This is a genomic window from Blautia hominis, assembly GCA_002270465.1.
Taxonomy (GTDB): Bacteria; Bacillota; Clostridia; order Lachnospirales; family Lachnospiraceae; genus Blautia; species Blautia hominis.
This window is the reverse complement of record NQOF01000007.1, coordinates 181,947-205,495: the sequence shown is the minus strand read 5'-3', so window position 1 is coordinate 205,495 and position 23,549 is coordinate 181,947. Positions and strand designations below refer to the sequence as shown.

The 23,549-nt window shown below is 48.0% G+C and carries 17 protein-coding genes; 13 read left to right on the top strand and 4 right to left on the bottom strand.

Going from position 1 to position 23,549, the window contains the following annotated elements; genetic code table 11:
• Positions 1–162 precede the first annotated feature (162 nt).
• From CI595_RS20870 to CI595_RS20855, 4 genes are all read left to right on the top strand, one after another.
• The gene (locus CI595_RS20870; RefSeq protein ID WP_243135227.1) at positions 163–4,326 is read left to right on the top strand and encodes a family 43 glycosylhydrolase; all 4,164 of its coding nucleotides are present in this window, start codon (positions 163–165) and stop codon (positions 4,324–4,326) included.
• A gap of 183 nt (positions 4,327–4,509) precedes the next feature.
• On the top strand, positions 4,510–5,649 hold the full coding sequence (locus tag CI595_RS20865; protein WP_095175547.1) for a glycoside hydrolase family 88 protein: 1,140 nt from the start codon (positions 4,510–4,512) through the stop codon (positions 5,647–5,649).
• Between the two features lie 10 nt (positions 5,650–5,659).
• Positions 5,660–7,309: a DUF2264 domain-containing protein gene (locus tag CI595_RS20860; RefSeq protein WP_095175546.1), complete on the top strand. Its 1,650-nt coding sequence runs from the start codon at positions 5,660–5,662 to the stop codon at positions 7,307–7,309.
• A 262-nt stretch (positions 7,310–7,571) separates the two neighbouring features.
• Positions 7,572–8,420: a PD-(D/E)XK nuclease domain-containing protein gene (locus tag CI595_RS20855; RefSeq protein WP_243135226.1), complete on the top strand. Its 849-nt coding sequence runs from the start codon at positions 7,572–7,574 to the stop codon at positions 8,418–8,420.
• Between the two features lie 117 nt (positions 8,421–8,537).
• Here the strand turns inward: CI595_RS20855 and CI595_RS20850 are convergent, their stop codons facing one another.
• Entirely contained in the window at positions 8,538–9,851 is a 1,314-nt protein-coding gene (locus tag CI595_RS20850) for a glycoside hydrolase family 27 protein (protein ID WP_095175545.1), read from the bottom strand.
• Positions 9,852–9,985: 134 nt separating this feature from the next.
• Here CI595_RS20850 and CI595_RS20845 point away from each other — a divergent pair, with 134 nt between their 5' ends.
• Positions 9,986–10,864 carry an AraC family transcriptional regulator gene (locus CI595_RS20845; RefSeq protein ID WP_095175544.1) on the top strand — a complete coding sequence of 293 codons (879 nt, stop codon included), beginning with the start codon at positions 9,986–9,988 and terminating at the stop codon, positions 10,862–10,864.
• On the top strand, positions 10,861–11,823 hold the full coding sequence (locus tag CI595_RS20840) for an N-acetylmuramoyl-L-alanine amidase family protein (RefSeq protein ID WP_095175543.1): 963 nt from the start codon (positions 10,861–10,863) through the stop codon (positions 11,821–11,823). Before CI595_RS20845 ends, CI595_RS20840 begins: the two co-directional genes overlap by 4 nt.
• On the opposite strand, the gene CI595_RS20835 is transcribed toward CI595_RS20840, so the two are convergent.
• A complete protein-coding gene (locus CI595_RS20835) occupies positions 11,817–12,662 on the bottom strand; it encodes a helix-turn-helix domain-containing protein (protein ID WP_095175542.1) in 846 nt (281 codons plus the stop codon). The two genes, CI595_RS20840 and CI595_RS20835, sit on opposite strands and share 7 nt — an antisense overlap.
• A 161-nt stretch (positions 12,663–12,823) precedes the next feature.
• Here CI595_RS20835 and CI595_RS20830 point away from each other — a divergent pair, with 161 nt between their 5' ends.
• On the top strand, positions 12,824–14,878 hold the full coding sequence (locus tag CI595_RS20830) for a glycoside hydrolase family 127 protein (protein ID WP_095175541.1): 2,055 nt from the start codon (positions 12,824–12,826) through the stop codon (positions 14,876–14,878).
• 142 nt (positions 14,879–15,020) lie between these two features.
• Positions 15,021–15,248: an HPr family phosphocarrier protein gene (locus tag CI595_RS20825; RefSeq protein ID WP_065544432.1), complete on the top strand. Its 228-nt coding sequence runs from the start codon at positions 15,021–15,023 to the stop codon at positions 15,246–15,248.
• 100 nt (positions 15,249–15,348) lie between these two features.
• Here CI595_RS20825 and CI595_RS20820 read toward each other — a convergent pair whose 3' ends face one another.
• On the bottom strand, positions 15,349–16,212 hold the full coding sequence (locus CI595_RS20820) for an AraC family transcriptional regulator (protein ID WP_095175540.1): 864 nt from the start codon (positions 16,210–16,212) through the stop codon (positions 15,349–15,351).
• 202 nt (positions 16,213–16,414) lie between these two features.
• Between CI595_RS20820 and kduI the strand changes: the two genes are divergently transcribed.
• The 4 genes from kduI (at position 16,415) to CI595_RS20800 (ending at position 19,664) form a co-directional block, all read left to right on the top strand.
• Complete coding sequence (gene kduI / locus CI595_RS20815) at positions 16,415–17,278, top strand: 5-dehydro-4-deoxy-D-glucuronate isomerase (RefSeq protein WP_095175678.1); 864 nt, start codon at positions 16,415–16,417, stop codon at positions 17,276–17,278.
• A gap of 41 nt (positions 17,279–17,319) precedes the next feature.
• Positions 17,320–18,120 carry a gluconate 5-dehydrogenase gene (locus CI595_RS20810; RefSeq protein WP_095175539.1) on the top strand — a complete coding sequence of 267 codons (801 nt, stop codon included), beginning with the start codon at positions 17,320–17,322 and terminating at the stop codon, positions 18,118–18,120.
• 49 nt (positions 18,121–18,169) lie between these two features.
• Positions 18,170–18,808, top strand: coding sequence for an RpiB/LacA/LacB family sugar-phosphate isomerase (locus tag CI595_RS20805; RefSeq protein ID WP_095175677.1), 639 nt, complete (start codon positions 18,170–18,172; stop codon positions 18,806–18,808).
• A 70-nt stretch (positions 18,809–18,878) separates the two neighbouring features.
• On the top strand, positions 18,879–19,664 hold the full coding sequence (locus CI595_RS20800) for a DUF7402 domain-containing protein (RefSeq protein ID WP_095175538.1): 786 nt from the start codon (positions 18,879–18,881) through the stop codon (positions 19,662–19,664).
• Positions 19,665–19,729: 65 nt separating this feature from the next.
• Here the strand turns inward: CI595_RS20800 and CI595_RS20795 are convergent, their stop codons facing one another.
• Positions 19,730–20,746 (bottom strand): reverse transcriptase family protein, encoded by a 1,017-nt coding sequence (locus CI595_RS20795; protein WP_095175537.1) that lies wholly within the window; start codon positions 20,744–20,746, stop codon positions 19,730–19,732.
• Positions 20,747–21,221: 475 nt separating this feature from the next.
• Between CI595_RS20795 and CI595_RS20790 the strand changes: the two genes are divergently transcribed.
• A complete protein-coding gene (locus CI595_RS20790) occupies positions 21,222–23,498 on the top strand; it encodes a hypothetical protein (RefSeq protein ID WP_095175536.1) in 2,277 nt (758 codons plus the stop codon).
• Positions 23,499–23,549 lie beyond the last annotated feature (51 nt).

The following is a 23,549-nucleotide window of genomic DNA, read 5'->3' as shown; positions in this document are numbered from 1 at the left end:
AACGGCAGGGGAAAACAATGGAATTGGGAGAGACTTATTGTAAATCAGCGACTTTTTCCCGAAAGGCATTGTAAAAGTCCGCTGGGTGTAGTAGAATGAAAGAAAATTTGAAACCGATTTCAAAATACCGGGATATGGCATGAGTAAGGAGGAAAAAACTGCATGGATCAGAGAGAAAACGGTTATTTATTTGTACATTTTACAGGGGAGTCTCCGGATGGAGAACAGGTGTATTTTGCGCTAAGCAGAGACGGGATGCACTGGCAGGATTTGAATGAGGGCAGGCCGGTGATCCGGTCCGGGATCGGAGAAAAAGGAGTCAGGGACCCATTTATAATAAAGTCTGTCATAGATGGAAAGTTTTATATCATTGCCACAGATCTGAGGATTGCCAGCAAGAAAGGCTGGACGGCAGCACAGATAGAGGGGAGTACCCGGATCATTGTCTGGTGCTCTGAAGATCTGCTTCACTGGTCAGAACCCTGGAGTTTTGAGACGGGAATCCCGGGGGCCGGCTGTGCGTGGGCGCCGGAGGCTATCTACGATCCGGAGAAGGGATCCTACCTTGTATTCTGGGCCTCCATGACAAAAGAGCCGGGGGACTCAGCGCATAAACAAAGAATTTATTGTTCCTACACCAGAGATTTTAGGGTGTTCACAGCACCGGAAAAATACATTGAGAGGGATCATCATGTAATAGACACCACCATTATAGAGGAAGAAGGCGTTTTCTACCGATTCTCAAAGGATGAAACCAATAAAAATATACGCATGGACAAAGGCACAAGCCTGCAGGGAGAATTTACGGAGGTATGTGCAGAACAATTGCGCACGCTGATGGGAGTGGAGGGTCCGGCGGCATTCCCCATGGGGGAAAAAGGGAAGTGGTGCCTTATGGTGGACCGGTTTGCAGAAGGACTCGGATACCTTCCCCTCATCTGTACAAGTCTGGAAAACGGTGATTTTAAAGTGGCTGAAGCAGCGGATTATGATATGGGAAATGTCTGCAAACGCCACGGGTCTGTGCTGGTGCTGAAGGAAAGTGAATACCAGCGCTTGTATGAGCGGTGGGGCAGCAAAAATGCAGAACCTGATATAAAGGTAAACATTAATACAAAAGCAGAAAAAGCAGAGATGCAGGACCTGTTTGGCATCTTTTTTGAAGATCTGAACCATGCGGCAGACGGCGGATTATATGCGGAACTGGTTCAGAACCGTGCCTTTGAATTTTGTTCTGTAGACAACCCGGAGTATCATGGACTGACGGCCTGGGAGAAGATTGAAAAGGGCGGGAAAACAGAACTCCGCGTGGAAAAAGAACATGGGCTTTTCCCTGAAAATCCCCATTATCTGGTGATGGAAATACCGGAGGCAGGGGAGGATACCGGTGTCTGGAATCTGGGATTCGGGCAGGGAATCTCCTTTGAAAAAGATGAGTCCTATGACTTTACTTGTTATGCCAGAAAAGAGAGGGGAGACTGTGAGCGATTGGAAGTTTCCCTGCGCTCCGCAAATGGACAGGTCTATACCTGTGCAAGTATTTATATGACAGAAGACTGGGAGAAATACCAGCTTACGCTGCAGGCGCCTATGGATGACAGGCAGGGAAGACTGGCTGTAACAGTAAAGGGAAGCGGATGTGTGGAACTTGATTTTGTGTCTTTGTTTCCAAGACATACCTATAAGAACAGAAAGAACGGCCTGCGCAGAGATCTGGCGCAGCTTCTGGAGGATATGCATCCTAAATTTCTGCGTTTTCCCGGAGGCTGCCTGATCCACGGCGGTTCCCTGCACGCCAAAGACAGGGACAGCCTGTACCGGTGGAAGAACACCATCGGCCCTGTGGAAAACCGGCCTGCCTGCCGAAATAACTGGGGATATAACCAGACCATGGGACTGGGGTATTATGAATATTTTCTGCTGTGCGAAGATTTAGGTGCAAAGCCTGTTCCTGTACTTCCCGGGGGCTATAATCCCCATACCCGCGAGGGGGCTGTGGGAGATGAACTGGAAGGATATATCCGGGATGCACTGGATCTGATCGAATTTGCCAATGGGGATGCAGACTCTTTCTGGGGCGCCAGGCGGGCCAAAATGGGACATCCCGAACCGTTTCATTTGGAATATATCGGTATCGGTAATGAGGAGGTGGGAGAGCCGTTTTTTGAACGGTACCCTCTTTTTCATAAGGCGATCCGGGAGAAATATCCGGAGATACGGATCATTGGCACCAGCGGCCCCTTTGCGGCAGGCAGGGAATACGACAGAGGGTGGCGGTCCGCAAGAGAGGAGGGGGCTGATCTGGTGGATGAACATTATTACCAGTCCCCGGAATGGTTTATCGCCCATCACCACCGCTACGATGCATTTCCTGAGAATGGACCTAAGGTATTTCTGGGAGAGTATGCTTCCCATGATAATACCTGGTTCAATGCATTGGCGGAAGCATCTTTTATGGTGGGAATGCAGAACGCAGCCCATGCAGTAAAACTGACATGCTATGCACCGCTGTTCTGTCATAAGGATTATGTAAACTGGGAACCGGATATGATATGGATGGATAACCATAGGGCAGTGCCTTCTCCCAGCTATTATGTTCAGAAACTTTTTATGAACCATCACGGGGATGTGGTGCTGCAGCAGGAAATTGAGGATAAGGGTCCGTCCGTAATGCTGAGCAGGTATCCGGACAGTCTTCCCGGATCCATTGTCCTGGAAGCCAATGAATCCGAGGTGGTATTTGACAATATCGTGATCACAGAGGAAGAGACAGGGAAACAGTATACATATCCGAAAACAGTGGTGAACCCTGACAAACCGAAGGAAAAGCTCATGGATGTAAGCAGCAGAGACTATACCATTCATCTGCATGCCAGAGAGTTGAGCGGCAAAAAGGGATTTACCATAAGTTTTGGGCAGCAGGATGAGAAAAACCGCCTGTTCTGGGAAATTGGCGGATGGGCCAATCAAGATTCCATCATCGGTGAGGATGTGAATGGGAGAAATTCCTGTTTGATCCAGCGGACCCGCAGCGTGGAAGTGGGAAGGACTTACGACCTGGAGATCCGTGTTCGGGGCAGAAGGGTGGAGACATTTGTGGACGGAGTTCCGGAGCAGGAGACAGAGGTGCTTCGGGTTCTGGCAGAGCCGGTTTATATTACCAGCAGCCTGGAAAAGGACACAGGAGATGTGATCATCAAACTGGTCAATGTACTGCCTCGGGAGCAGAAGGTACAGATATGCCTGGAGGGTGAGGAAAACAGCCGTTTTGCAGGCAGCCTATACAGAATGGATGGATTTGGGAGAGAGGACAGAAACACGTTTGAACACCCGGATCTGGTGACTCCCAAGGTAACGGCAGCCGCGTTTGAGAGCAACAGATTTGAAGTTGACATAAAACCGGAATCTATCTGTATCTTAAGACTGCACGGCAGACAAAATCCTGTACTTCCGGGGCTTTATGCAGACCCGGATGTGCTGAACTTTAATGGGACTTACTATTTATATCCCACAACAGACGGTTTTTCACACTGGTCAGGGACAAAATTCCATGTGTTCTCCTCCAAAGATCTGAGAAAATGGAAGGACGAGGGCATCATACTGGATGTTGCTTCCGAGCAGGTTCCCTGGTCTGTGGGTTCGGCCTGGGCTCCGGCTGTTTTTCAGCGGAATGGACGGTTTTATTATTATTTCTGCGCAAAAAGGCCGGATGGTGTCTCCTGTATCGGTGCAGCTGTCAGTGATTCCCCGGTGTCCGGTTTTTTGGCACAGCCGGAACCTCTGCTGACCCCTGAAACGGTGCAGGCCGCAGGGGTAAAAATGAGTCAGGTGATAGACCCTTCCATCTATGAAGAGGATGGGCAGGTGTATATGCTGTTTGGAAACGGGGAGCCGGCCATTGTAAAGTTAAGTGACGACCTGCTCCATGTCTGCCCGGAAACCATGAAAAACCTGGAGGGCGCAGAGGATTTCAGAGAGGCTGTGACCGTTCTGAAAAGGCAGGGGATCTATCATTTTACCTGGTCGTGTGAGGACACCGGATGTGAGGATTATCATGTGAACTACGGTATCTCAAAAAGTCTGTACGGACCTGTGAAATACCTGTATCCCGTGCTTTTGAAGAGGCCGGAGACGGGTGTGCTGGGGACAGGCCATCACTGCATTTTCAAAGGGTCCGGGGAAGATACTTATTACATGGCTTATCATAGATTTGCCACTCCTTTCAGTGATTATCCGGAGGGAAAAGGCTATCACCGTGAGACCTGTATGGACCGGGTGGAATTCGGAGCAGACGGGTTGATGAAACCGGTATATGTAAATCCATAGAGGAAGAGATAACATATTTAGTAACGATCCAGTAGGTCTGCGCATGCACTGCGCTGACCGTAAGAAAGCATTCCGCAGCCAAGCAAAAATCCCATCGCCAAAAGCGATTCTGCATGGATTTTTGCCTGTAACTGTGAGGGTACTGAACCGTTACCATATTTAATATTCGGAGGAAACAGATTCATGCAGAAATTTTTATCAGAAGCAGATTGTAAATGGCTGGAAGAAACCTTTGCAAGATTCGATCTGAAAATGGAAAAGGAATGTGAAAGGCTGGGGGATAAAATTCCCTACATTCCAAAAAATGGACACTATGAGGAGGATTTGGGAGAACGGGATATCGCCTGGTGGACCAATGGGTTCTGGGGCGGGATCCTGTGGCAGATGTATCACGCCACAGGGAAGGAAATATACCGCAGGAAAGCTGAAAATGTGGAGAAACGCCTGGACAGATCCATGGAGGAATATGAAGGGCTTTACCACGACGTGGGCTTCATGTGGATGCACACAGCAGTGGCGGACTACCGGCTTACAGGCAGTCATGAGTCCTATATCAGAGGCCAGCACGCAGCCAATCTGCTGGCAGGCAGATTTAATGTGCTGGGAAACTTCATACGAGCCTGGAATGACGATAAGGCAGGATGGATGATCATTGACTGTCTGATGAATCTGTCCCTGCTCTACTGGGCTTCCGAGGAATCAAAGGATCCGCGTTTTGAAGCGGTCGCCAGAAAACACGCAGACACAGCAATGGAGAAGATACTGCGCCCGGACGGTTCCTGTAATCACATTGCCATACTGGACCCATTGACCGGAGAGCTTTTGGAAGCACCGGCAGGGCAGGGGTATGAGGAGGGGTCTTCCTGGTCGAGAGGACAGTCCTGGGCAGTCTATGGATTTGCCATCAGTTATGCCCACACAAAAGAACAAAAATACCTGGACGCGGCAAAGCAGACAGCCCACTATTTTATTGCAAATGTATCCCTTACGGATTATCTTCCCCTGTGTGATTTCAGAGCACCCAAGGAGCCGCTGTATTATGATTCCACAGCCGGTGCCTGTGCAGCCTGCGGCCTTCTGGAGATCGCGAAACATGTGCCGGAAAATGAGAAAAACCTGTATGAGAAAAGTGCCCTGCGGATCCTGCGTGCCATGGAAGAACAGTTCTGTAACTGGAACCCGGATGAGGACGGAGTTCTGGGTATGGGAAAAGTGGCGTATCATGATGAGGGGGAGAACCTTCAGGTACCTATTATTTACGGGGATTATTTCTTTATAGAAGCAGTTCTGCGGCTGATGGGCAGAGATTTCTGGATTTGGTAGGAGGTGCCTTATGGATAAGAGAAAGCTGAACACGAGGCAGGATTTTGAGAAATGGATGCTGGAGATCCTGAACCCGCTGAAACCGTATTACAGTGAAGAAAAAGCCCGTCTGAACATAGGCTGCACCAGCGCCCATTATCCGGATGAGAGTGCCTGGATGGAAGGATTTTCGCGTCCGCTCTGGGGACTGGCTGCCTTCTGGGCAGGGGGCGGAAGTGATGAGGCCTTTGAAAAGATATACAGGCAGGGCCTGGTTTCCGGTACAGACCCTGCTTCAGTGGAATACTGGGGCAAATGTGGAGATTATGACCAGAAGCTGGTGGAGATGGCTGCCATTGCCTTTGCCATCCTGTTTGCAGGAGAGAAGATCTGGGAGCCGTTGACGGAAAAGGAGAAGAAACAGGTTAGTGTTTGGCTCTGGGAGATAAACCGGAATAAATGCTGTGACTGTAACTGGCGTTTCTTCCACATCCTGGTGAACACGGCACTCAGAAAGACGGGAATGCCCTATGACAAAGAGGGAATGGAAAAAAGCCTGGATTTCATTGAGTCCTGCTACCTTGGCGGCGGCTGGTATCTGGACGGAGAGAACGGACAGGCGGATTATTATATTCCGTTTGCCATGGAGTTTTATGGAATTGTGTACGCAATGGTCATGAAGGAGGAGGATCCCAAGCGGTGCAGGCGTTACCTGGAACGGGCGGAGCAGTTTGGGAAAGACTTTGTGTATTGGTTTGCAGAGGACGGCAGTGCCCTTCCCTATGGGCGCTCTCTGACTTACCGCTTTGCACAGGCGGCCTTTTATTCTGCCTGCGTCATGGCGCATATTGAGCCTCTTCCCCTGCCTGTTATGAAGGGGATCCTTGTACGGCATCTGGAGTATTGGATGAATCAGCCGATCTTTGATCATTCAGGGCTTCTGACCATTGGGTATTGCTATCCCAATCTGCAGATGACGGAGAGCTACAATTCTCCCCAGTCGCCCTATTGGGCCATGAAGGCCTTTGCATGTCTTGCCCTGCCGGAGGATGACCCTTTCTGGACCTGCGAGGCGGCGCCTCTTCCTCTGCTCCGGTCAGAGAAATACCTGGAGAAGGCGGATATGATCATACAGAGAAGAGCCGGCGGCAATGTGGTGGCCCTTCCGGGAGGCCGTACCTTTGGACATGTTCACGGCCATACCGAGGAAAAATACGCCAAGTTCGCCTACTCCACAAAATATGGCTTCAGCGTGATGCGCTCCCCGGTGAATGTTCAGGAAGCCGCACCGGACAGTGTACTGTCTTTTGAAGTGCTGGGACATATTTTTATCCGCGGGCAGGCAAAGAGCTATGAGGTGACAAAAGAACAGATCGTTTCTGTATGGTCTCCCCTGCCGGGAATCCTGGTGCATTCCCGTATCATTCCCACCGGTGCGGGACACAGGAGGATACATACCATTGAAAGTGATTATGACTGTACCGCTTATGATGCCGGATTTGCCCTGCCCATGACGGAACCGGAGGGATGTGAAGTGCGTTCCCTGCAGGGAGAAGGGGAATCCATGGTCATCAAGCCGGACCCCAATACCAACCTGATTCACAGCAAAACTTTGATCCCTGTTGTGAAATATGAGATCCGGAAAGGGAAAAATGTTATAGAGACGGAAGTGTTATATTAGTTCACAGGCCACTGTACCGGGAGGCGTTTTCATGCCGGAAGCATGAAAATCCCGAGGCAGGCAGCGCGATACGGGGCAGAATGCTCATATCGGTGCATCGCGAAGCGCGTTACTGTGCAAAGAGCTACGAAACAGTAACACTATTAGAGATAAAGCCCCTTTTTTATACCGAAAAGGGGCTTTATCTATTTCTGTTAATGAAGTATAATTGGGAAAAAGGGAAAGGCGTCAATACTATGGTCTTGAAGAGAAAAAAGATATAATGCGGCATTGGTACGACGGATATCGTTTCGGTGACGAGGAGGTATATAATCCATGGAGCGTTGTTAAGTTTACCAAGGATTTATGTGCAGACAGAGAGGCGTTTCCTTCCCCTTATTGGGCCAATACTTCATCAAACAGTATTGTCAGAGGGCTGGTGGAAAGGGCAGATATTTCGGTCAGAGGAGAGCTGGAGGCATTGATCGAGGGCAGTACGATCGAAAAGCCTGTCCATGAAGATATCACATATGGGGATGTGTATCAGTCGGAAGATAACCTGTGGAATTTTCTGTTTTTTACAGGGTATTTAAGGCAGACAGACAGGCGGATGGTAGGGGAAGACCAGTATATTGAGATGGCGATCCCAAATGCAGAAGTTCGTTATATTTATAAGAATACGATCCTCTCCTGGTTTGACCAAAAGGTCCGGAACATGGATCTAGGTGTGCTGTATGAGGCCATAGAACATGGAAATTTCAGGGTGATGGAGGAGGAGATCAGCAGCCAGCTTCAGGAAACGATCAGCTTTTACGATTATGCCCAGAGCTACTATCATGGGTTTCTGACCGGGCTGTTAAAAAATATAGGGAAATACAGGATATTGTCAAACCGGGAATCCGGAAAAGGCAGACCTGATATTATATTAAAAACTCCCAGTATCCGGGGACGGGCAGTTATTTTAGAGATCAAGGTCTCCGCAAAGTTTTCCGATATGGAGAAAGCATGTGCGTCTGCCCTGCGGCAGATAAAGGAACAGAAATACGATGCAGAGCTGCGGGATGAGGGCTACACAGAGATTTTAAAATATGGGATAAGCTTTTACAAAAAGGAATGTATGGTGCGGATGTAAAAAATAGGAGCAGCAGTCAAAGTGAAATTAAGTTTTCACAGACTGCTGCTTATTCTTTATCACATAGGAAATCCCTCTGAACTTTTTTATGTGTAAGAAAGCCCTCCGGGCGGGGTCCTATTTTATATGAACCTGATACAGCACACATCCATGTGCAGGAAGTATAGCCCGGATCTCCAGGTCCTCGCTGCGGCTGATTGCTCCGTCCCACAGATCGGTAAGTGCAGCGTCCTCCTCAAATCCTTTTCCAAGGTCGTCCAGACCCACACTGACAGAAGCAGTTTCATCACTGAGATTAAACAGTGCGGTATACAGAGTCCCTTCCTTTTCATCACATGCAGTCCAGACCGCCTTATCCTCATCCAGGCAGATCTGTCTGGGGCGGCAGGAGGGCGGCAGCAGTGCCAGTACCTTCCGGTTTGTGAGCAGGGACAGGGTCCAGTCATCCATTTTGGTCATCTCTGCGCCCAGCATAAGAGGAGAACCGAAAAGGCACCAAAGAGTCATCATGGTCCGCTGTTCTTCTCTGGTGAATCCTGTCATACGCTCCCTGCCGAAGCCTTTTCCAATCCACCCCAGAGGGAGCATATCACAGTCGGGATAACATCCTTCCGAAACCTGTGTCTGCCACAGTTCACAGCGGCGAAACATATCCTTTAAATATTTCCAGTCATCCCAGAAATCATCCGTGATACGCCACATATTGGCATATTTCTCATAATGCCATGCCCTGTCGATCAGGGCAGGTCCGGGGGAGAGGGAGAACACGATGGGGCGCCCGCAGCGTTTGATGGCGTTTGCCAGCATTTCCACCTCATGGGCCGCGTTATACTGATTCTCCCGGTGAGGGCTTTGGTTGCAGGTGTTGCAGATATCATCACATTTAATAAAATCCACACCCCAGGATGCATACAGTTCCAGCAGGGAATCATAGTAAGCCTGTCCGGCAGGAGAATTGTTGAGGCCGTACATATCCGGGTTCCAGGGGCAGATGGAATAGGGATTTGCTGCCATGTCGGCAGTGACTTCGCTGCCCTTTATCTTCATATGGTCCTGGGCTGCAATACGGGGGATCCCGCGCATGATATGAATGCCGAATTTCAGTCCCAGGCTATGTATATAATCAGCCAGGGGAGCGAACCCTTTTTGGCCGGCCGAGGAGGGGAAGCGCTCCGGGTCAGGCAGAAGGCGGGAATATTCATCCATTTCCAGTCCGGAAAAGGGAATGTACTGGAACTGGTCTCTCTTAGAACCTGCTTTATGTGCATACCACTGGATATCCACCACAATATATTCCCATCCGTATTCTTTTAAGTGTGCAGCCATGTAGTCCGCGTTTTTCTTTACCTGTTCTTCATTTACGGCAGTGTCATAATAATCATAGCTGTTCCAGCCCATAGGCGGGACTTTTGCAAAACTGTTTTTGTTCATAAAAAACCTCCTGGTATCATTCGGGTAGAAATTTGACTTATTTTAATCTTTTGACTTTTTCCATAACACTAATTATAATAAGATTGTGTGTAAAACAAAAGAATAGAAATCTGATATATAGAGGTAAATTTTTGATGGAGTACAACAGGGGGATATTCGGCGTTCTGAATCAGGACGACATGGAGGGACAGCCGTTGGTTCTGCTGGACGGCGGCGTGGAGAGCCGGTTAGGGGAAACGTACGATTTTTACAATGATGACAGGCCGGGATATGAAGGCTTTCTCTTTCAGTATACACTTGGAGGGGAGGGCGTATTTGAGAAAAATAATTTCGGGTACAAGGTGCGGCGGGGGCAGGGTTTTTTGGTACAGTTTCCCGAAAAGAGCAGATACTATCTGGAAAATGGCCGGGATGAGCCGTGGGAATTTTTATATCTGCATTTTCTGGGAGACGGGGCGATTCCGTTTGTTCGTAAAATAAGGAACATATGCCCGGATCTTATGTCCCTGGATGAAAGCAGCCCGCCGATCCGTATGGCACTGCATCTGCAGAAACGCCTGACAAACGGGGAGCGGCTGCAAAAATACCAGGGCGGGGAGTTTCTCTACCGCTTTCTCTGCGCTCTGCTAAGGGAGACAGAACATCCGGCAGCACAGAAAAAAAGCTCTGCTGTGCAGAGGGCAGCGGAAATCATGGAGGAGGAATATCCAAGGCTTACCGGGATAGAGGAGCTGGCAGCCAGACTGGATCTATCCCCGGAGCATCTGTCCCGGGCGTTTAAGGACGAGATGGGGCGTGCACCCTTGTCCTATCTGACAGGACTCCGTCTGCAGTCTGCCATGAATGATCTGCTGGGCACAGAGTGGAGTATAGACAGTATCGCCAGAAAAAACGGATTTTCCAATGGAAATTACTTTGCAAAAATCTTCAGAAAGCATGTGGGTATTAGCCCGGGCAGCTACAGGGAGAGCAATGGAAACGGTAAATGCAGCAGGAAAGGAATGGGAGAATGAAAAAAATGGGAATTATTTTCGGCAGTTTGATCTTTGTGCTGGCCGCTGTGCTTGCAGTCTTTGCCGTGGCAGGTGTACAGAAAAGCAAATCACTTCAGCAGGAAATGAGGCGTATGGACAGGCAGATAAATAAAATGCAGAAAACGTCGGAATCGCTGGAAGAAGAACTGGAGGCGCTGAAGGAAGCGAAGCGGGAGGAAGCAGCAGGTGCCGGTCAGGACGCAGGGACAGCAGAAGGCGCCCAGGCAGCAGATGCCCAGGAAGCAGATGCGCAGGAAGCAGATGCACAGGAAGCGCCTCCTGCGGACCAAAAGAGCAACGGAAGAAAAGTAGCCATCGACCCCGGACATCAGGGACCGGGAGCAGATACAGGGGGAACGGAACCCCTTGGCCCCGGTTCTGAGGAGATGAAGGATAAATTCGCATCAGGTACCCAGGGCGTCTACACCGGTGTTCCGGAATATGAACTGACTCTGGCTGTTTCCATGCAGCTTCAGGAGGAGCTTAAAAACCGCGGTTATGAGGTCATCATGACAAGAGAGGACAATAACACCGCCGTCAGCAATGTGGAACGTGCGCAGATCGCCGCCGAGAACGGTGCTCAGATCCTTGTCAGGATCCACGCCGACGGCAGCGAGGACAACAGCGCAAATGGTGCCATGACTATGATCCCATCTGCTGACAATCCCTATGTGGGGCAGCTTCATGAGGAAAGCAGCAGGCTGGGGGAGGAGATCATCAATGCGTATTGCCAGGCAACAGGCATTAAAAACAATGGCGTAAGGCTCTATGACAATATGACGGGCATCAACTGGAGTACAGTTCCGGTGACCATTTTGGAAATGGGTTTTATGACCAACCAAAGTGATGATGAGAGAATGCAGGACCCTGAGATGCAGAAAAATATGGTACAGGGAATTGCGAACGGCATAGATGCTTATTTTGTAACCGCTCAGTAGGTCTGCACATTGCATGAGGCATGGTATTTCCGATACCGGGAGGGAGACATTTTAAAGTGTTTCTTGAAAGCTTTGCTCAGATGAAATTCATCGTAAAATCCAAAGTTGACCGCTGCCTCATGAAGAGGGGCATCAGGCTGGTGTATCAAAAAGTACCGCACCATCTCCAGCTTGGTCTCCATCTGATAGGCATAGAAGGTCTTTTGGCAGGCTTTCTGAAAGCGGTTATTCAAGGTGCGGGCACAGATAAAATGAGCTTCCGCCATTTCCCCGGCAGTGTAAAACCTCTGGGGGTTAGACTGTATCTGCCGGCAGATATCTTCCACCAGAGGATCAGACGGTCCTTTGTCTCCGGCGGCAGCCTGCAGCTCTGCAATTTCACATAACAGCAGATTAAAAAGCAGAGAGAGGCGGCAGAGCTTTTCAGGACTGTCTGACCAGAACGCAGATATGATTTCTTCAAAATACATCCGGATGTGGGGATTGTGGCGGCAGTGCAGCAGGGTATGGCATGGAAAAAGTGTGGATGGTTCCATTTTTTCCATGCCGTTTTTTTCGCCCTTCTCAGCGGGGGAGGGCAGCACGTGGAAATACATATGCCTGTTTCCCGGATTACATAGTTTTTCGCCGTAATGGTGCCTGCCGGCGCCGAGGATCAACAGGTCATCCCGGTGCATTTCATATACACTTCCATCCTCCATGATCTCCCAGTCCCCTTCCAGCATGTAAAGAAAATCATGTTCTGAAAGTACACGGTCGGGATGGACCATGCCGTTAATGGATGTAATATAGTTGGCGCCGGTTATCTGCCGGTGCGCCATTTTTTCCATAAGAAGCATGAGAGACTCTCCTTTTCTATAGCTTTATTTCCATATTATACATGTCATATTCCGTATTGGCAATGGATAGGAAAGCAAAGCTCTGTTAAAATTATCATGACAGATCAAGTACGGTAAGTGATATTGCCGGCAGCCCAAAAAGCAGATGGAGGATGGATAAAATGGACAGAAAAAATTTCAGCAGGCCGCTTTCTCTGAGGAGCGTGCAGATAACCGATGATTTTTGGAAAAAAGAGATGGAGCTGGTGAGGACCCAGATGCTGCCCTATCAGTGGGATGCACTGAATGACCAGGTTGAGGGGGCTGTTCCCAGCTACTGTATGAGGAATTTTAAGATCGCGGGTAAGAAGAACCTGGAGAGAAGAGAGCAGGGGGAAACGTTCCGGGAACCCTCCTACACCTTCCGTGGCTTTGAGGCTCTTCCACAGGACCCCGAACACCCGGAAGATAAATTTTACGGGTTTGTTTTCCAGGACAGTGATTTCTATAAATGGATTGAGGCGGCAGGGTATTCCCTCACCCAGCACCCGGACCCGGAGCTGGAAAAGACAGCGGACCATGCCATTGATATCGTCTGTGCCGCCCAGCAGGAGGACGGATACCTGGATACTTATTATATCCTGAACGGGAAAGATAAAATATTTACAAACCTGAAAGACCATCACGAGCTGTACTGCCTCGGACATTTGATCGAGGGGGCAGTGGCTTATTATCAGGCTACGGGGAAAGATAAACTGCTGAAAGCGGCCATGAGATATGCGGACTATACGGCAGAACATTTTGGCCCGGAAGAGGGAAAATGTAAGGGGTATCCGGGCCATGAGATCGCGGAGATGGCACTGGTCCGCCTGTTTGAGGCCACAGGAGAGGAAAAATATCTGAACCTGGGGAAATTCTTTGTGGATGAAAGAGGCCGCAGACCCTATTACTTTGATAAAGAACACCCGGAAGGTGTGAAAGATCAGCCCGATGGACTCCGCTACGCATACAATCAGGCGCATATTCCGGTACGGGAACAGGAGGAAGCGGTGGGCCATGCGGTGCGCGCGGTCTATCTCTATTCGGGAATGACAGATATAGCCAGGCTGACGCAGGATGAGAGCCTGTATAAAGCCTGCGAAAAATTATGGGATAATATGGTGGACCGGAAGATGTATATCACCGGAGGAATAGGCGGCACCCAGATAGGGGAAGCATTTTCTTTTAATTATGACCTGCCCAATGACACGGCATACGCAGAGACTTGCGCAGCCATAGGCCTTGTATTTTTTGCCAGGAGAATGCTGGAGATGAAACCTGATTCTAGGTATGCGGATGTGATGGAACGGGCACTGTACAACTGTGTACTCAGCGGAATGGCCCTGGATGGGAAAAGCTTTTTCTATGTGAATCCACTGGAAGTAAATCCTGAGGCCTGCCATAAAGATGAGAGGAAGGCGCATGTGAAGCCCGTGCGGCAGAAATGGTTCGGCTGTTCCTGCTGTCCTCCCAACCTGGCAAGGCTGCTGAGTTCCCTCAGCGCTTACGCCTTCACGGAGACAGAAGATACCTTGTTTGTACATCTCTATATGGGAAGTATTGTGAAAAAGCAGGTGAATGGAAAAGAAGTGACTATCTCAATCAGCTCCGGGCTGCCCCACAGCGGTAAGGTGACCATAGAGGTGAGCGGGGAATCGGTACCGTTCACCATAGCCCTCCGGATTCCGGACTGGTGCAGGGAGGAAGCAGGGGGAGAGGAAGCTCAGACCGGTTTTTCACTGAAGGGCGTGCAGGACGGTGCCTGTGTCATGAGGGATGGTTACCTGTATGTGACAAAAAGCTGGGATCCGGGAGAATCCATGACTCTGGAATTTGCCATGGATGTGAAAATCCTGCAGGCTGACCCCAGAGTCCGGGAGGACATAGGCAAGGTGGCAGTGGCAAGAGGCCCTGTGGTGTACTGCCTGGAGGAAGTTGACAATGGGGCAGATCTGCATCTGCTTACAGTGGACTGCAGTGCAGAGACCCGCACAGAAGCCTATACAGTGGCAGGGGAACCGGTCACTTCTGTTGTGGCGGATGGATTCCGGCAGAAGCTGCCGTCTATCCGGAAGGGCTTATATCACTCTCTGAAAGCTGCTGTAAAGGAACCGGTTAAGCTTCGTTTCATACCATATTATGTCTGGGCAAACAGGGGAGAAAATGAAATGACAGTTTGGGTCAGACAGGAAAAATAGAAAAAAGGCGAAAAAAATAAAAAAATATCACATAAAATCGAAAAATAATCCATTTTTATTCCTGAAAGATTCGATTATAATGTACTCAGAATAAGAAGAAAATCACGGATCATATAAAGACTAAAAAAAGGAGAATGGTTTTATGTGCGTTCAAGTTTGTTTTAAAGAAGTAAATGAAATTGTGAATTTTGTGAACAAAGTATCAGAGGCTCCCTTCCAGATTGATGCCTGTTACGGCAGCTATATGGTGGATGCCAAATCCATTATGGGAATGATGGCCATCGGGGCCGGCAAAAAAGTAGAACTGAAAATTTATTCCGATGAGGGCGTCGGAAATCTGGAGCAGCTGATCCGGACCTATGCAGCATAAAATTAGCCCGGCAGTTCCCTGCCCCGTGAAAACAGGTACCTGTTTCCGGTAAGATAACCCGGCTCCAAGAGCAGTTTCTGCTCTTCGAGCCGGGTTGTTTTTATGCGGAGAACTGGGCGTATTTCTTGGGGGAGATCCCCACAGCTTTTGTAAAAGATTTCAGGAAATTACTATAGTCCCCAAAGCCGCAGCGGATGCAGGCATCTGTGACAGAATATCCCTCTGAAAGATATGATTTGGCAAGGGTGATGCGTTTGGCAGTAATGTATTTATTGATGGTGGTTCCCGTTTCACTCTTGAATATCCTGCACAGATAGGAGGTGCTGATATAAAAGTGTTTAGCCAGCCGCTCAATGTAAAGATCTTCAGAGATATGCTGATTAATATAGGAAAGAATGGCGTCCATCTGTTCGTGACGGCTTCCGACAGGTTCATGCCGGGGCAGGTCGTGGTCGCAGTTTCTCAGAAAGATGCCGTTTAAAAAGGTCATAAGCTGAAGAAATACTGCGTGGTCTAAAATATCCTGTCCGTATTCGTTATTCTCGGACAGCTTATGTATAAAGTACAGAAAGCGCTTCTGTTCCTCAAGGGACAGGGAAATCTTATGTCCGAAGTTAGTATTTCGGCAGGTAAAGCAGTAGTTCAGATCGGTCTTGCCGGAACAGCATTGCTTCAGATAATCAGGGTAGATGGAGACAATGATCCGTTCGTGTTTCACATTGTCGATCTGGGACAGATAATGGCTTTCATATTGATTGATAAAGAAAATATCTCCGGGATTGAAAGTATAGAACCGGTTGTCGATCAAAAACTGCTTTCCCCCGGAGATGGAGTAATAAATTTCATAACAGTCATGGATATGGATATCCATAGGCTTCTCATAGCTGTACAGATGCGCAGCGGAAAATGTCTGCGTTTCAATACAGGAACGTATTCCCTCTTTACAGGAACTATATATTTTCATGGATGTTTCCTCCCGGTGATCAACGGATGCCGTCTTGCTTCTGTGGCTATAACTGTGAAGGTATGGAACCGTCACGCTTTTAGTATAAAACATCAGTGTAAGATTTGCAATATTTCTGAAAGAAAAACACAGGAAACCGAAAATCCGTCATGATAAGATGAGGATAACGATAAGGGAAAGCAAAAGAAAGGCAGGAATCATTATGGAACTCAGAACCGCAGCATCACCCAGGGATGTGAAACACTATACCACCCAGCGCCTCAGAGAAGAATTTTTAATACAGAACGTGTTTGTACCCGATGAGATCAAGCTGGTGTACAGCCACATTGACCGAATCATCACCGGCTCCGCCACTCCGGCCGAAAAAGAGCTGAAATTGGTGGCAGGAGATGAACTGAGAGCAGAATATTTTTTACAGAGACGGGAGATGGGAGTTATCAATATCGGAGGCCCGGGCAGCATCTGTGTGGACGGCAGAACTTACCAGGTGGCGCCAAGGGACGGAATGTACATCGGCATGGGCAAAAAGGACATTACATTTTCCAGTACAGACAAGGAAAATCCGGCAAAATTTTATATTAACAGTGCTCCCGCACACACTACCTATCCTACTGTACTGATCAAACGGGAGGGGACAGAAGAGGAAGATGTGGTGATCATCAAAGAGGAAAACAAGGTGGAGCTGGGAAGTCTGGAGCAGTCCAACCACAGAACCATCTGCAAATATATTCTTCCGGGCCAGGTGGAGAGCTGTCAGCTGGAGATGGGAATGACAAGTCTGGAGCCGGGAAGTGTCTGGAACACCATGCCGTGCCATACCCATGACAGAAGGATGGAAGTATATCTGTATTTTGACATGCCGGAGGATGCTTTTGTCATGCATTATATGGGAGAACCTCAGGAGACAAGACATATTGTTATGAGAAATGAGGAGGCAGTGATCTCCCCAAGCTGGTCCATCCATTCCGGTTCCGGATCCAGAAATTATACCTTTATCTGGGGAATGGTGGGAGAAAACCAGAATTTTGACGATATGGACGGCATCAGAAACCAAGATATCTTGTAAACAGAGAACACGATGACAGAAAAAAGAGAGGAGATACCCATATGGAAACAAACAAATTATTTTCTTTAGAAGGAAAAGTTGCCCTGGTGACAGGAGCAGCCTACGGGATCGGATTTGCCATTGCGGAGGCATATGCAGCCGCCGGTGCGAAGATCGCGTTTAACTGCAGAGGCCGGGAACACATGGATAAGGCTATGGCTGACTACAAAGCCAAAGGAATTGACGCCAGAGGTTATATCTGTGATGTGACGGATGAGGCCCAGGTGGAAAAAATGGTGGCTGATATTGAGAAAGAACTGGGCACCGTTGATATTCTGGTCAACAACGCAGGTATCATCAAGCGTATTCCTATGACAGAGATGAAGGCAGAGGAATTCCGCCAGGTCATTGATATTGACCTGAACGCACCGTTCATTGTGTCAAAAGCAGTGATTCCCGGCATGATGGAAAAAGGACACGGCAAGATCATCAATATCTGTTCCATGATGAGCGAGCTGGGCCGTGAGACGGTTTCCGCTTATGCGGCTGCAAAGGGCGGCCTGAAAATGCTGACAAAGAATATAGCGTCAGAATACGGCGAATATAATATCCAGTGCAACGGCATCGGGCCGGGGTATATTGCCACACCCCAGACAGCACCCCTCAGGGAAAAGCAGCCGGACGGCAGCAGACATCCATTTGACCAGTTTATCCTGGCAAAAACACCTCAGGCGCGCTGGGGAACCCCGGAGGACCTGATGGGACCTGCCATCTTCCTGGCGTCCGATGCATCTGACTTTGTAAACGGCCATATTCTCTATGTGGACGGAGGGATCCTGGCATACATTGGAAAACAGCCGTGATAAAGATATTTACTTTTTAGAGGTCATAGTAAGAGAGGAAAAAAAGATCATGAAAATTGCTTTAATAAATGAAAACAGCCAGGCGGCTAAAAACCAGATCATCTGTCAAGCATTGGAAACAGTAGTGGGACCCATGGGGCATGAAGTGCGCAATTACGGTATGTACACAGCAGAGGATGACTGCCAGCTCACCTATGTACAGGTGGGGATCCTTGCAGCAGTTCTTTTGAATTCCGGTGCAGCCGATTATGTGATCACCGGCTGCGGTACAGGCGAGGGCGCAATGCTGGCCTGCAACTCCTTCCCGGGGGTTATATGCGGTCATGTGGAGGACGCCCTGGATGCCTACACATTTGCCCAGATCAATGACGGCAATGCCATTGCCATTCCTTTTGCAAAAGGGTTTGGCTGGGGCGGAGACCTGAATCTCCAGTATATCTTTGAGAAACTTTTCTGTGAGGAGAGCGGACAGGGATACCCAAGGGAACGTGCAGTTCCGGAGAAGCGTAACAAACAGATCCTGGACAAGGTAAAAGAGGTGACATACAAAGCCCTTCCCGAGATTCTGGAAAACCTGGATCGGGAGCTTGTAAAAGGCGCACTCAGCGGCGAGAAATTCCGGGAATATTTCTTTGCTGACTGCAAATGTGAAGAGATGGCAGAGGCAGTGAAGAAAATACTGAATTAATATCTGAATGCCTGTCTGGTGAAACGGACAGGCATTCGTGCAGAAATAGAAAGAGAGAAGAGGTAGAGAGATGTCTATCAGTTTAAAAGTACAGGACAAAAACGGCTTCACACTGGCGGTTGCCCGCGGGGAGAGAGAAGTGAACCTTCCTTACTGCGCGGAATACAGGGAAGGTGATCAGATCGTAGTGGAGGCGGCTGAGATACCGGCATTTTACTGGCTGTCCCTGGATGACGGAAGGGGCCATTCCCTGGTGTATCTGACAGGAAATATATGGTACAAGATTCCTTTTGGGGAAAAGCGGGTCAATATGTCACCCAAGACATTTTCCGGAAGCAGGCATTTGATCCACATCCGAAAAGCTTATCCTTTTGAATATGAGGCATACCGGAACCTGGCGCTGAATGTGAATGACTGCCATGGGGAGACCAACTGTTACCCACACGCATCAGCCAATGTGGAGACAAGAGGAGAGTCTGTCTTTGCAGCCATGAATGCTGTTGACGGTATCACTGCGGCGGCCTGCCACGGGGAGTGGCCTTATGAATCCTGGGGGATCAACCAGCGGGCAGATGCAGCCATGAAGCTGGAATTTGGACGGACGGTGGAGGCTGACCGGATTGTCCTTTATGCAAGAGCGGATTACCCACATGACAATTGGTGGAAAAAGGCGACTGTCACATTTTCAGACGGCACTGCTATGGAATTGGAATTAAAAAAGACAGGGGACGCTCAGGAATTTACATTTGAGAAGAAAAAGATCGAATGGCTTCAGATCGGAGAATTGATAAGATCAGAGGAACCGTCCCCCTTTCCGGCGCTTGTGCAGCTGGAAGTGTATGGAACGGAAGCCTAAAGGGAATCCCCGCCGTTTTTTGCCGGCGGGGATTTATGAGATATGTATGCCGGTGCTTTCCCGCACTAGAGTGTGTTGCTCCGGGTAGATATTTCCCTGACCATAAGAGATAGTTCCTCTCTCTTTTTACAAAAATGATCATCATGGGGATTTACTGCCAGCACATAATTTATTTTTCCGAGCAGATACTGCAGATATCTTTTACCATCCGGTTCATCTCCCCTCATCCAGGCAGGATTCCCCATTTTGTTCAAATGTGAGGTCACTCCGTACTTTTGACAATAATAAATCTCTGCGCGGAGCTGGTTTCTGTATTCTCTGCTCACCTGCATTTTTTCATTTACTACAAGTCCTGTCACGGTCTGTCTGTGGGACTGATTCTGGACTCTTGTCTTTTTTCTATTTAATTCAAATCCCAGTACGTGCAAAAAATTACGGACTTTCTGCTTTACTTCCTTTTCATCAAAAGTACCGGAAAAGGTTAGGTCATCGCAGTATCTGGTATATTGCATCTGCCGTTCCCCACACCAGGCGCCCATATATTGATCAAAAGAACGCATAGCCAGATTGGAGATTGCCGGAGAACTGGGGGCTCCCTGTGGCAGACAGTCGTTCCGGCAGCACAGGGAAGTCAAAAGCATCCGGATGGAAGGCGGATAGTAGATCGCCGGAAATGCATACTGATATACCATCTGAAAGGTAATACAGTCAAAAAAATCCTTGATATCCAGTTTCATCACCATTTCTGCACCAACATGGGGCCGGGCATTTTCCATGACGGAAGCTTTCTTTCTATATGCAGTTGCATATTGCGAGACGGAACGTTCGCATAATACATTTTTTACAATATTCCGCTGTATTGTCCGCAGCAGTGTGTCGGGTACCGACAACTTTCTCATCCCGCCGTTCTTTTTTTGTATAACTGCAGTATGGTAATGCTCTTCTGTGTGATTACTGACTGCATAAAGACAAGCCAGATATTTCTCATCACTGACGCCCGTGCCTTCCAGCAAATGAAAGGAACGCAGTACGTCTTCTGCTTCTTTTGCCTCACTATATTTCCATAGATCATTGCCTGCCATTTAACCACATCCCGGATATGAATTTTGCGGGAACAATACAAGAAGGTGATTCTGGAGAATGCGCAGATGTACATAGGCCGAAGGCCGTACAGCACACGCAGTGTGCAGAAGTACCTCGGAGCGTTCGGAAGTCTAATGTCTCCCCGTTTATGATCAGGCGGCGACTCGCCGCCCGACCGGTTCAGTACAGCAAAGCGTAAAGATACCGGATATGCTATTGTTCCCGCAATCTTATCATAACATAGGGGTGTCGGAATTGACAACTGTTATAGATCAACTCATGCCTTCTACTATATTGCAGCCCATTCCGCAGATAGCGGCCAGTGACGTGCCATTAATCTACCTATATGCCCGGATTTGTCTTCAGGGATCAATAAAACCGGGGAGGTAAAATGCGAAAGACGTTCCGTATAAAGATTTACAATCCATACCATTTCCAGTATACTAAAACAAAGAGATGGGGGGATTTAAAATTATGAAAAGAATATTTAGCTTTTTATTATTGTTTGGACTACTTTTGGCTCTGGCTGGATGTGGAAAGAAGGAAGACAATAAAGTCAAGAGCAGTGAGGAAGAAAAAACAAAGAAAGTTACGGAGGCATATGCAGGTCCCGGTGAAGAGTATCTAAGCCTTGGAAAGCAGTTTTTGGATGATGGAAAAGTTATCAGAGAAGAAAAGGGATGGCTGGAGGTAGAGAATGGAAAAAAACGTGTGTATATAAATAAGGAGTCCTGGAATGGGACAATAGACGACAAGATACCGGTCGTCAGCTATGATACAACAGGTGCAGGCGCAAATGTTCGACCGGTTGAATATGCTGTCAATCAGAAATACACTATAACGGGTGAATTATCTCTGATCGAGGCTCCCGCAACAACGGCTCCGCAAAGATTTCTGCTGAAGAAAGATGATGAAATCTTAATTATACTGGCACCGGACAAAAAGGATATATCCAATGGCTACTGTCAAATAGAAGCCAATACGGATATAGGTAAAATGCGGGGCTATGTAAAAGAAAGAGACTTATTTGGTCTTGATGATCCGGTGAAAAATTTTGACAGAGTAAAAGAAAATAATGCAGTGTTTACTTATGCGGACCGGGATTATTACTCCTCAGATGGGAATGTAAATAAATATTTGCTTCCCTTGGGATGGAATCTTGAACAAGAGGTTCGTGTGGAGGAAAAATATGCTGACTGGACGGCTGGCGTGGAAGGGGCCATTTTAGGTAAAGTCCCATCTGATTCTATAGAGAATTATCCCATACTATGGGATTCGGGGAAGCTGCAGTATAGAAATGTTACTACAGATTTCTCACAGGGAAGTGATGCCTTGGCATTATGGGATTTTTTAAGTTTGGTGAGGGGGACTGAGGAGGCTGACAGTGAGGATGTCTGGGCCAGTGTTGAACTGCAGGAATATGAGGGAAATCATAAAATAGTTGTGAAAACCGGAATGCCGAACGAATATGTAAAAGCAGGTGAAACACTACAGCTTGGTGACCTTTTAGAAGAGACAGAGTCCGGGATCAAGGAAGATGAATACATAAGAAATTTGTACCCGGATCTTACAGCAGATTCACCGTATTCCATGGAGATGGTATTTTCCCATGACTTCAAAGAGAATGCTTACGGTTTTTACATGGTCATCAGCAAAGAACTAAAGGTTTACGCTGTACCGATCATACATAGTGGCACGTCTTTCAAAATTTATAATGATGGAAAGCTGATTCGTGATGCTGCCATAGATTTGGCAAATATGTGGATAAAGACAGACGAGGAATCGGGCAGCCAGATAGTAAGGATGCTGACGGATAATGGATTTTCCCTAAAAGATACGCAGTTTGTTGATGCGGAAGTACAAGAAGATTCCGAGTCATCGGGCAGCGGGCAGACGGACATGGCAGGAACGTGGATATTGAGTGATGTCATGGATGATACAGGCCAGCTCATGGACGCTGGAAATGCTTATGGAAGCGGACTGCGGCGGAGCGGAGCCTATATGGTATTTGAAGATGATGGCAGTTTTTCCTACAATATTGGTGTATCTGAAAGTGGAAACGGTACATACACGGTGAGTGGAGATGTGATACAAGTTGTGTTTGAGGACCCCTTTTCAGGAACACATCAGGCTGGAGACACGATTGAATTTAAAATAGAAGATGACAACCACATTCTCTATACAAATACTTATATCAACCGGTTTGTCCGTGATACTGAAAATTTGTCCAGTGATTCGGACGAATGGAAACAACTATATATTGATTATATACAAAATGAATGGAATAATGATGGGGCAGGATATGCATTGATCTATATTAACGATGATGCCATACCTGAGTTGTATTTGTTTGGAAGTTGTACAGCCCAGGGGGATGCTGTCTGTACCTATCATTATGGCAGTCTGTCAACCCAGCATCTCTATAACTACGGTCTGACTTATATAGAATATGAAAATTTGTTCTGTGACACCGGTGGTCATATGGATAGGTATTACGATCGTGTCTATGACATAGAGGACGGAGAGTTCATGACTGTATGCAGTGGAGAATATGGTGCGGAGGATAACACAGATATTCAGCTTGATGAAAATGGTGTACCTATTTACCAGTATTTTTGGGAAGGGGAAAGCGTAACGCAGGAGGAATATGAAAACAACCTGGCATCCGTATATGATAAGTCACGTGCTAGGTCAGCATATGACCAGAGGATGAGCGCGGAAGAAGTGATAGCACAGATCCAGGGGATGTGACCGTAGATATAATAACGCCGGGGCGGCTTATGTGGTGGCTGTCCCGGCGTT

Bases quoted from the DNA above. Each gene is read 5' to 3' on its own strand.
- CI595_RS20840 (WP_095175543.1), top strand. From the start codon at position 10,861: ATGAAAAAAATGGGAATTATTTTCGGCAGTTTGATCTTTGTGCTGGCC.
- CI595_RS20830 (WP_095175541.1), top strand. From the start codon at position 12,824: ATGGACAGAAAAAATTTCAGCAGGCCGCTTTCTCTGAGGAGCGTGCAG.
- CI595_RS20850 (WP_095175545.1), bottom strand. From the start codon at position 9,851: ATGAACAAAAACAGTTTTGCAAAAGTCCCGCCTATGGGCTGGAACAGC.
- CI595_RS20865 (WP_095175547.1), top strand. From the start codon at position 4,510: ATGCAGAAATTTTTATCAGAAGCAGATTGTAAATGGCTGGAAGAAACC.
- CI595_RS20810 (WP_095175539.1), top strand. From the start codon at position 17,320: ATGGAAACAAACAAATTATTTTCTTTAGAAGGAAAAGTTGCCCTGGTG.
- CI595_RS20820 (WP_095175540.1), bottom strand. From the start codon at position 16,212: ATGAAAATATATAGTTCCTGTAAAGAGGGAATACGTTCCTGTATTGAA.
- CI595_RS20795 (WP_095175537.1), bottom strand. From the start codon at position 20,746: ATGGCAGGCAATGATCTATGGAAATATAGTGAGGCAAAAGAAGCAGAA.
- kduI (WP_095175678.1), top strand. From the start codon at position 16,415: ATGGAACTCAGAACCGCAGCATCACCCAGGGATGTGAAACACTATACC.
- CI595_RS20845 (WP_095175544.1), top strand. From the start codon at position 9,986: ATGGAGTACAACAGGGGGATATTCGGCGTTCTGAATCAGGACGACATG.
- CI595_RS20825 (WP_065544432.1), top strand. From the start codon at position 15,021: ATGTGCGTTCAAGTTTGTTTTAAAGAAGTAAATGAAATTGTGAATTTT.
- CI595_RS20855 (WP_243135226.1), top strand. From the start codon at position 7,572: ATGCGGCATTGGTACGACGGATATCGTTTCGGTGACGAGGAGGTATAT.
- CI595_RS20790 (WP_095175536.1), top strand. From the start codon at position 21,222: ATGAAAAGAATATTTAGCTTTTTATTATTGTTTGGACTACTTTTGGCT.
- CI595_RS20800 (WP_095175538.1), top strand. From the start codon at position 18,879: ATGTCTATCAGTTTAAAAGTACAGGACAAAAACGGCTTCACACTGGCG.
- CI595_RS20805 (WP_095175677.1), top strand. From the start codon at position 18,170: ATGAAAATTGCTTTAATAAATGAAAACAGCCAGGCGGCTAAAAACCAG.
- CI595_RS20835 (WP_095175542.1), bottom strand. From the start codon at position 12,662: ATGCTTCTTATGGAAAAAATGGCGCACCGGCAGATAACCGGCGCCAAC.
- CI595_RS20870 (WP_243135227.1), top strand. From the start codon at position 163: ATGGATCAGAGAGAAAACGGTTATTTATTTGTACATTTTACAGGGGAG.
- CI595_RS20860 (WP_095175546.1), top strand. From the start codon at position 5,660: ATGGATAAGAGAAAGCTGAACACGAGGCAGGATTTTGAGAAATGGATG.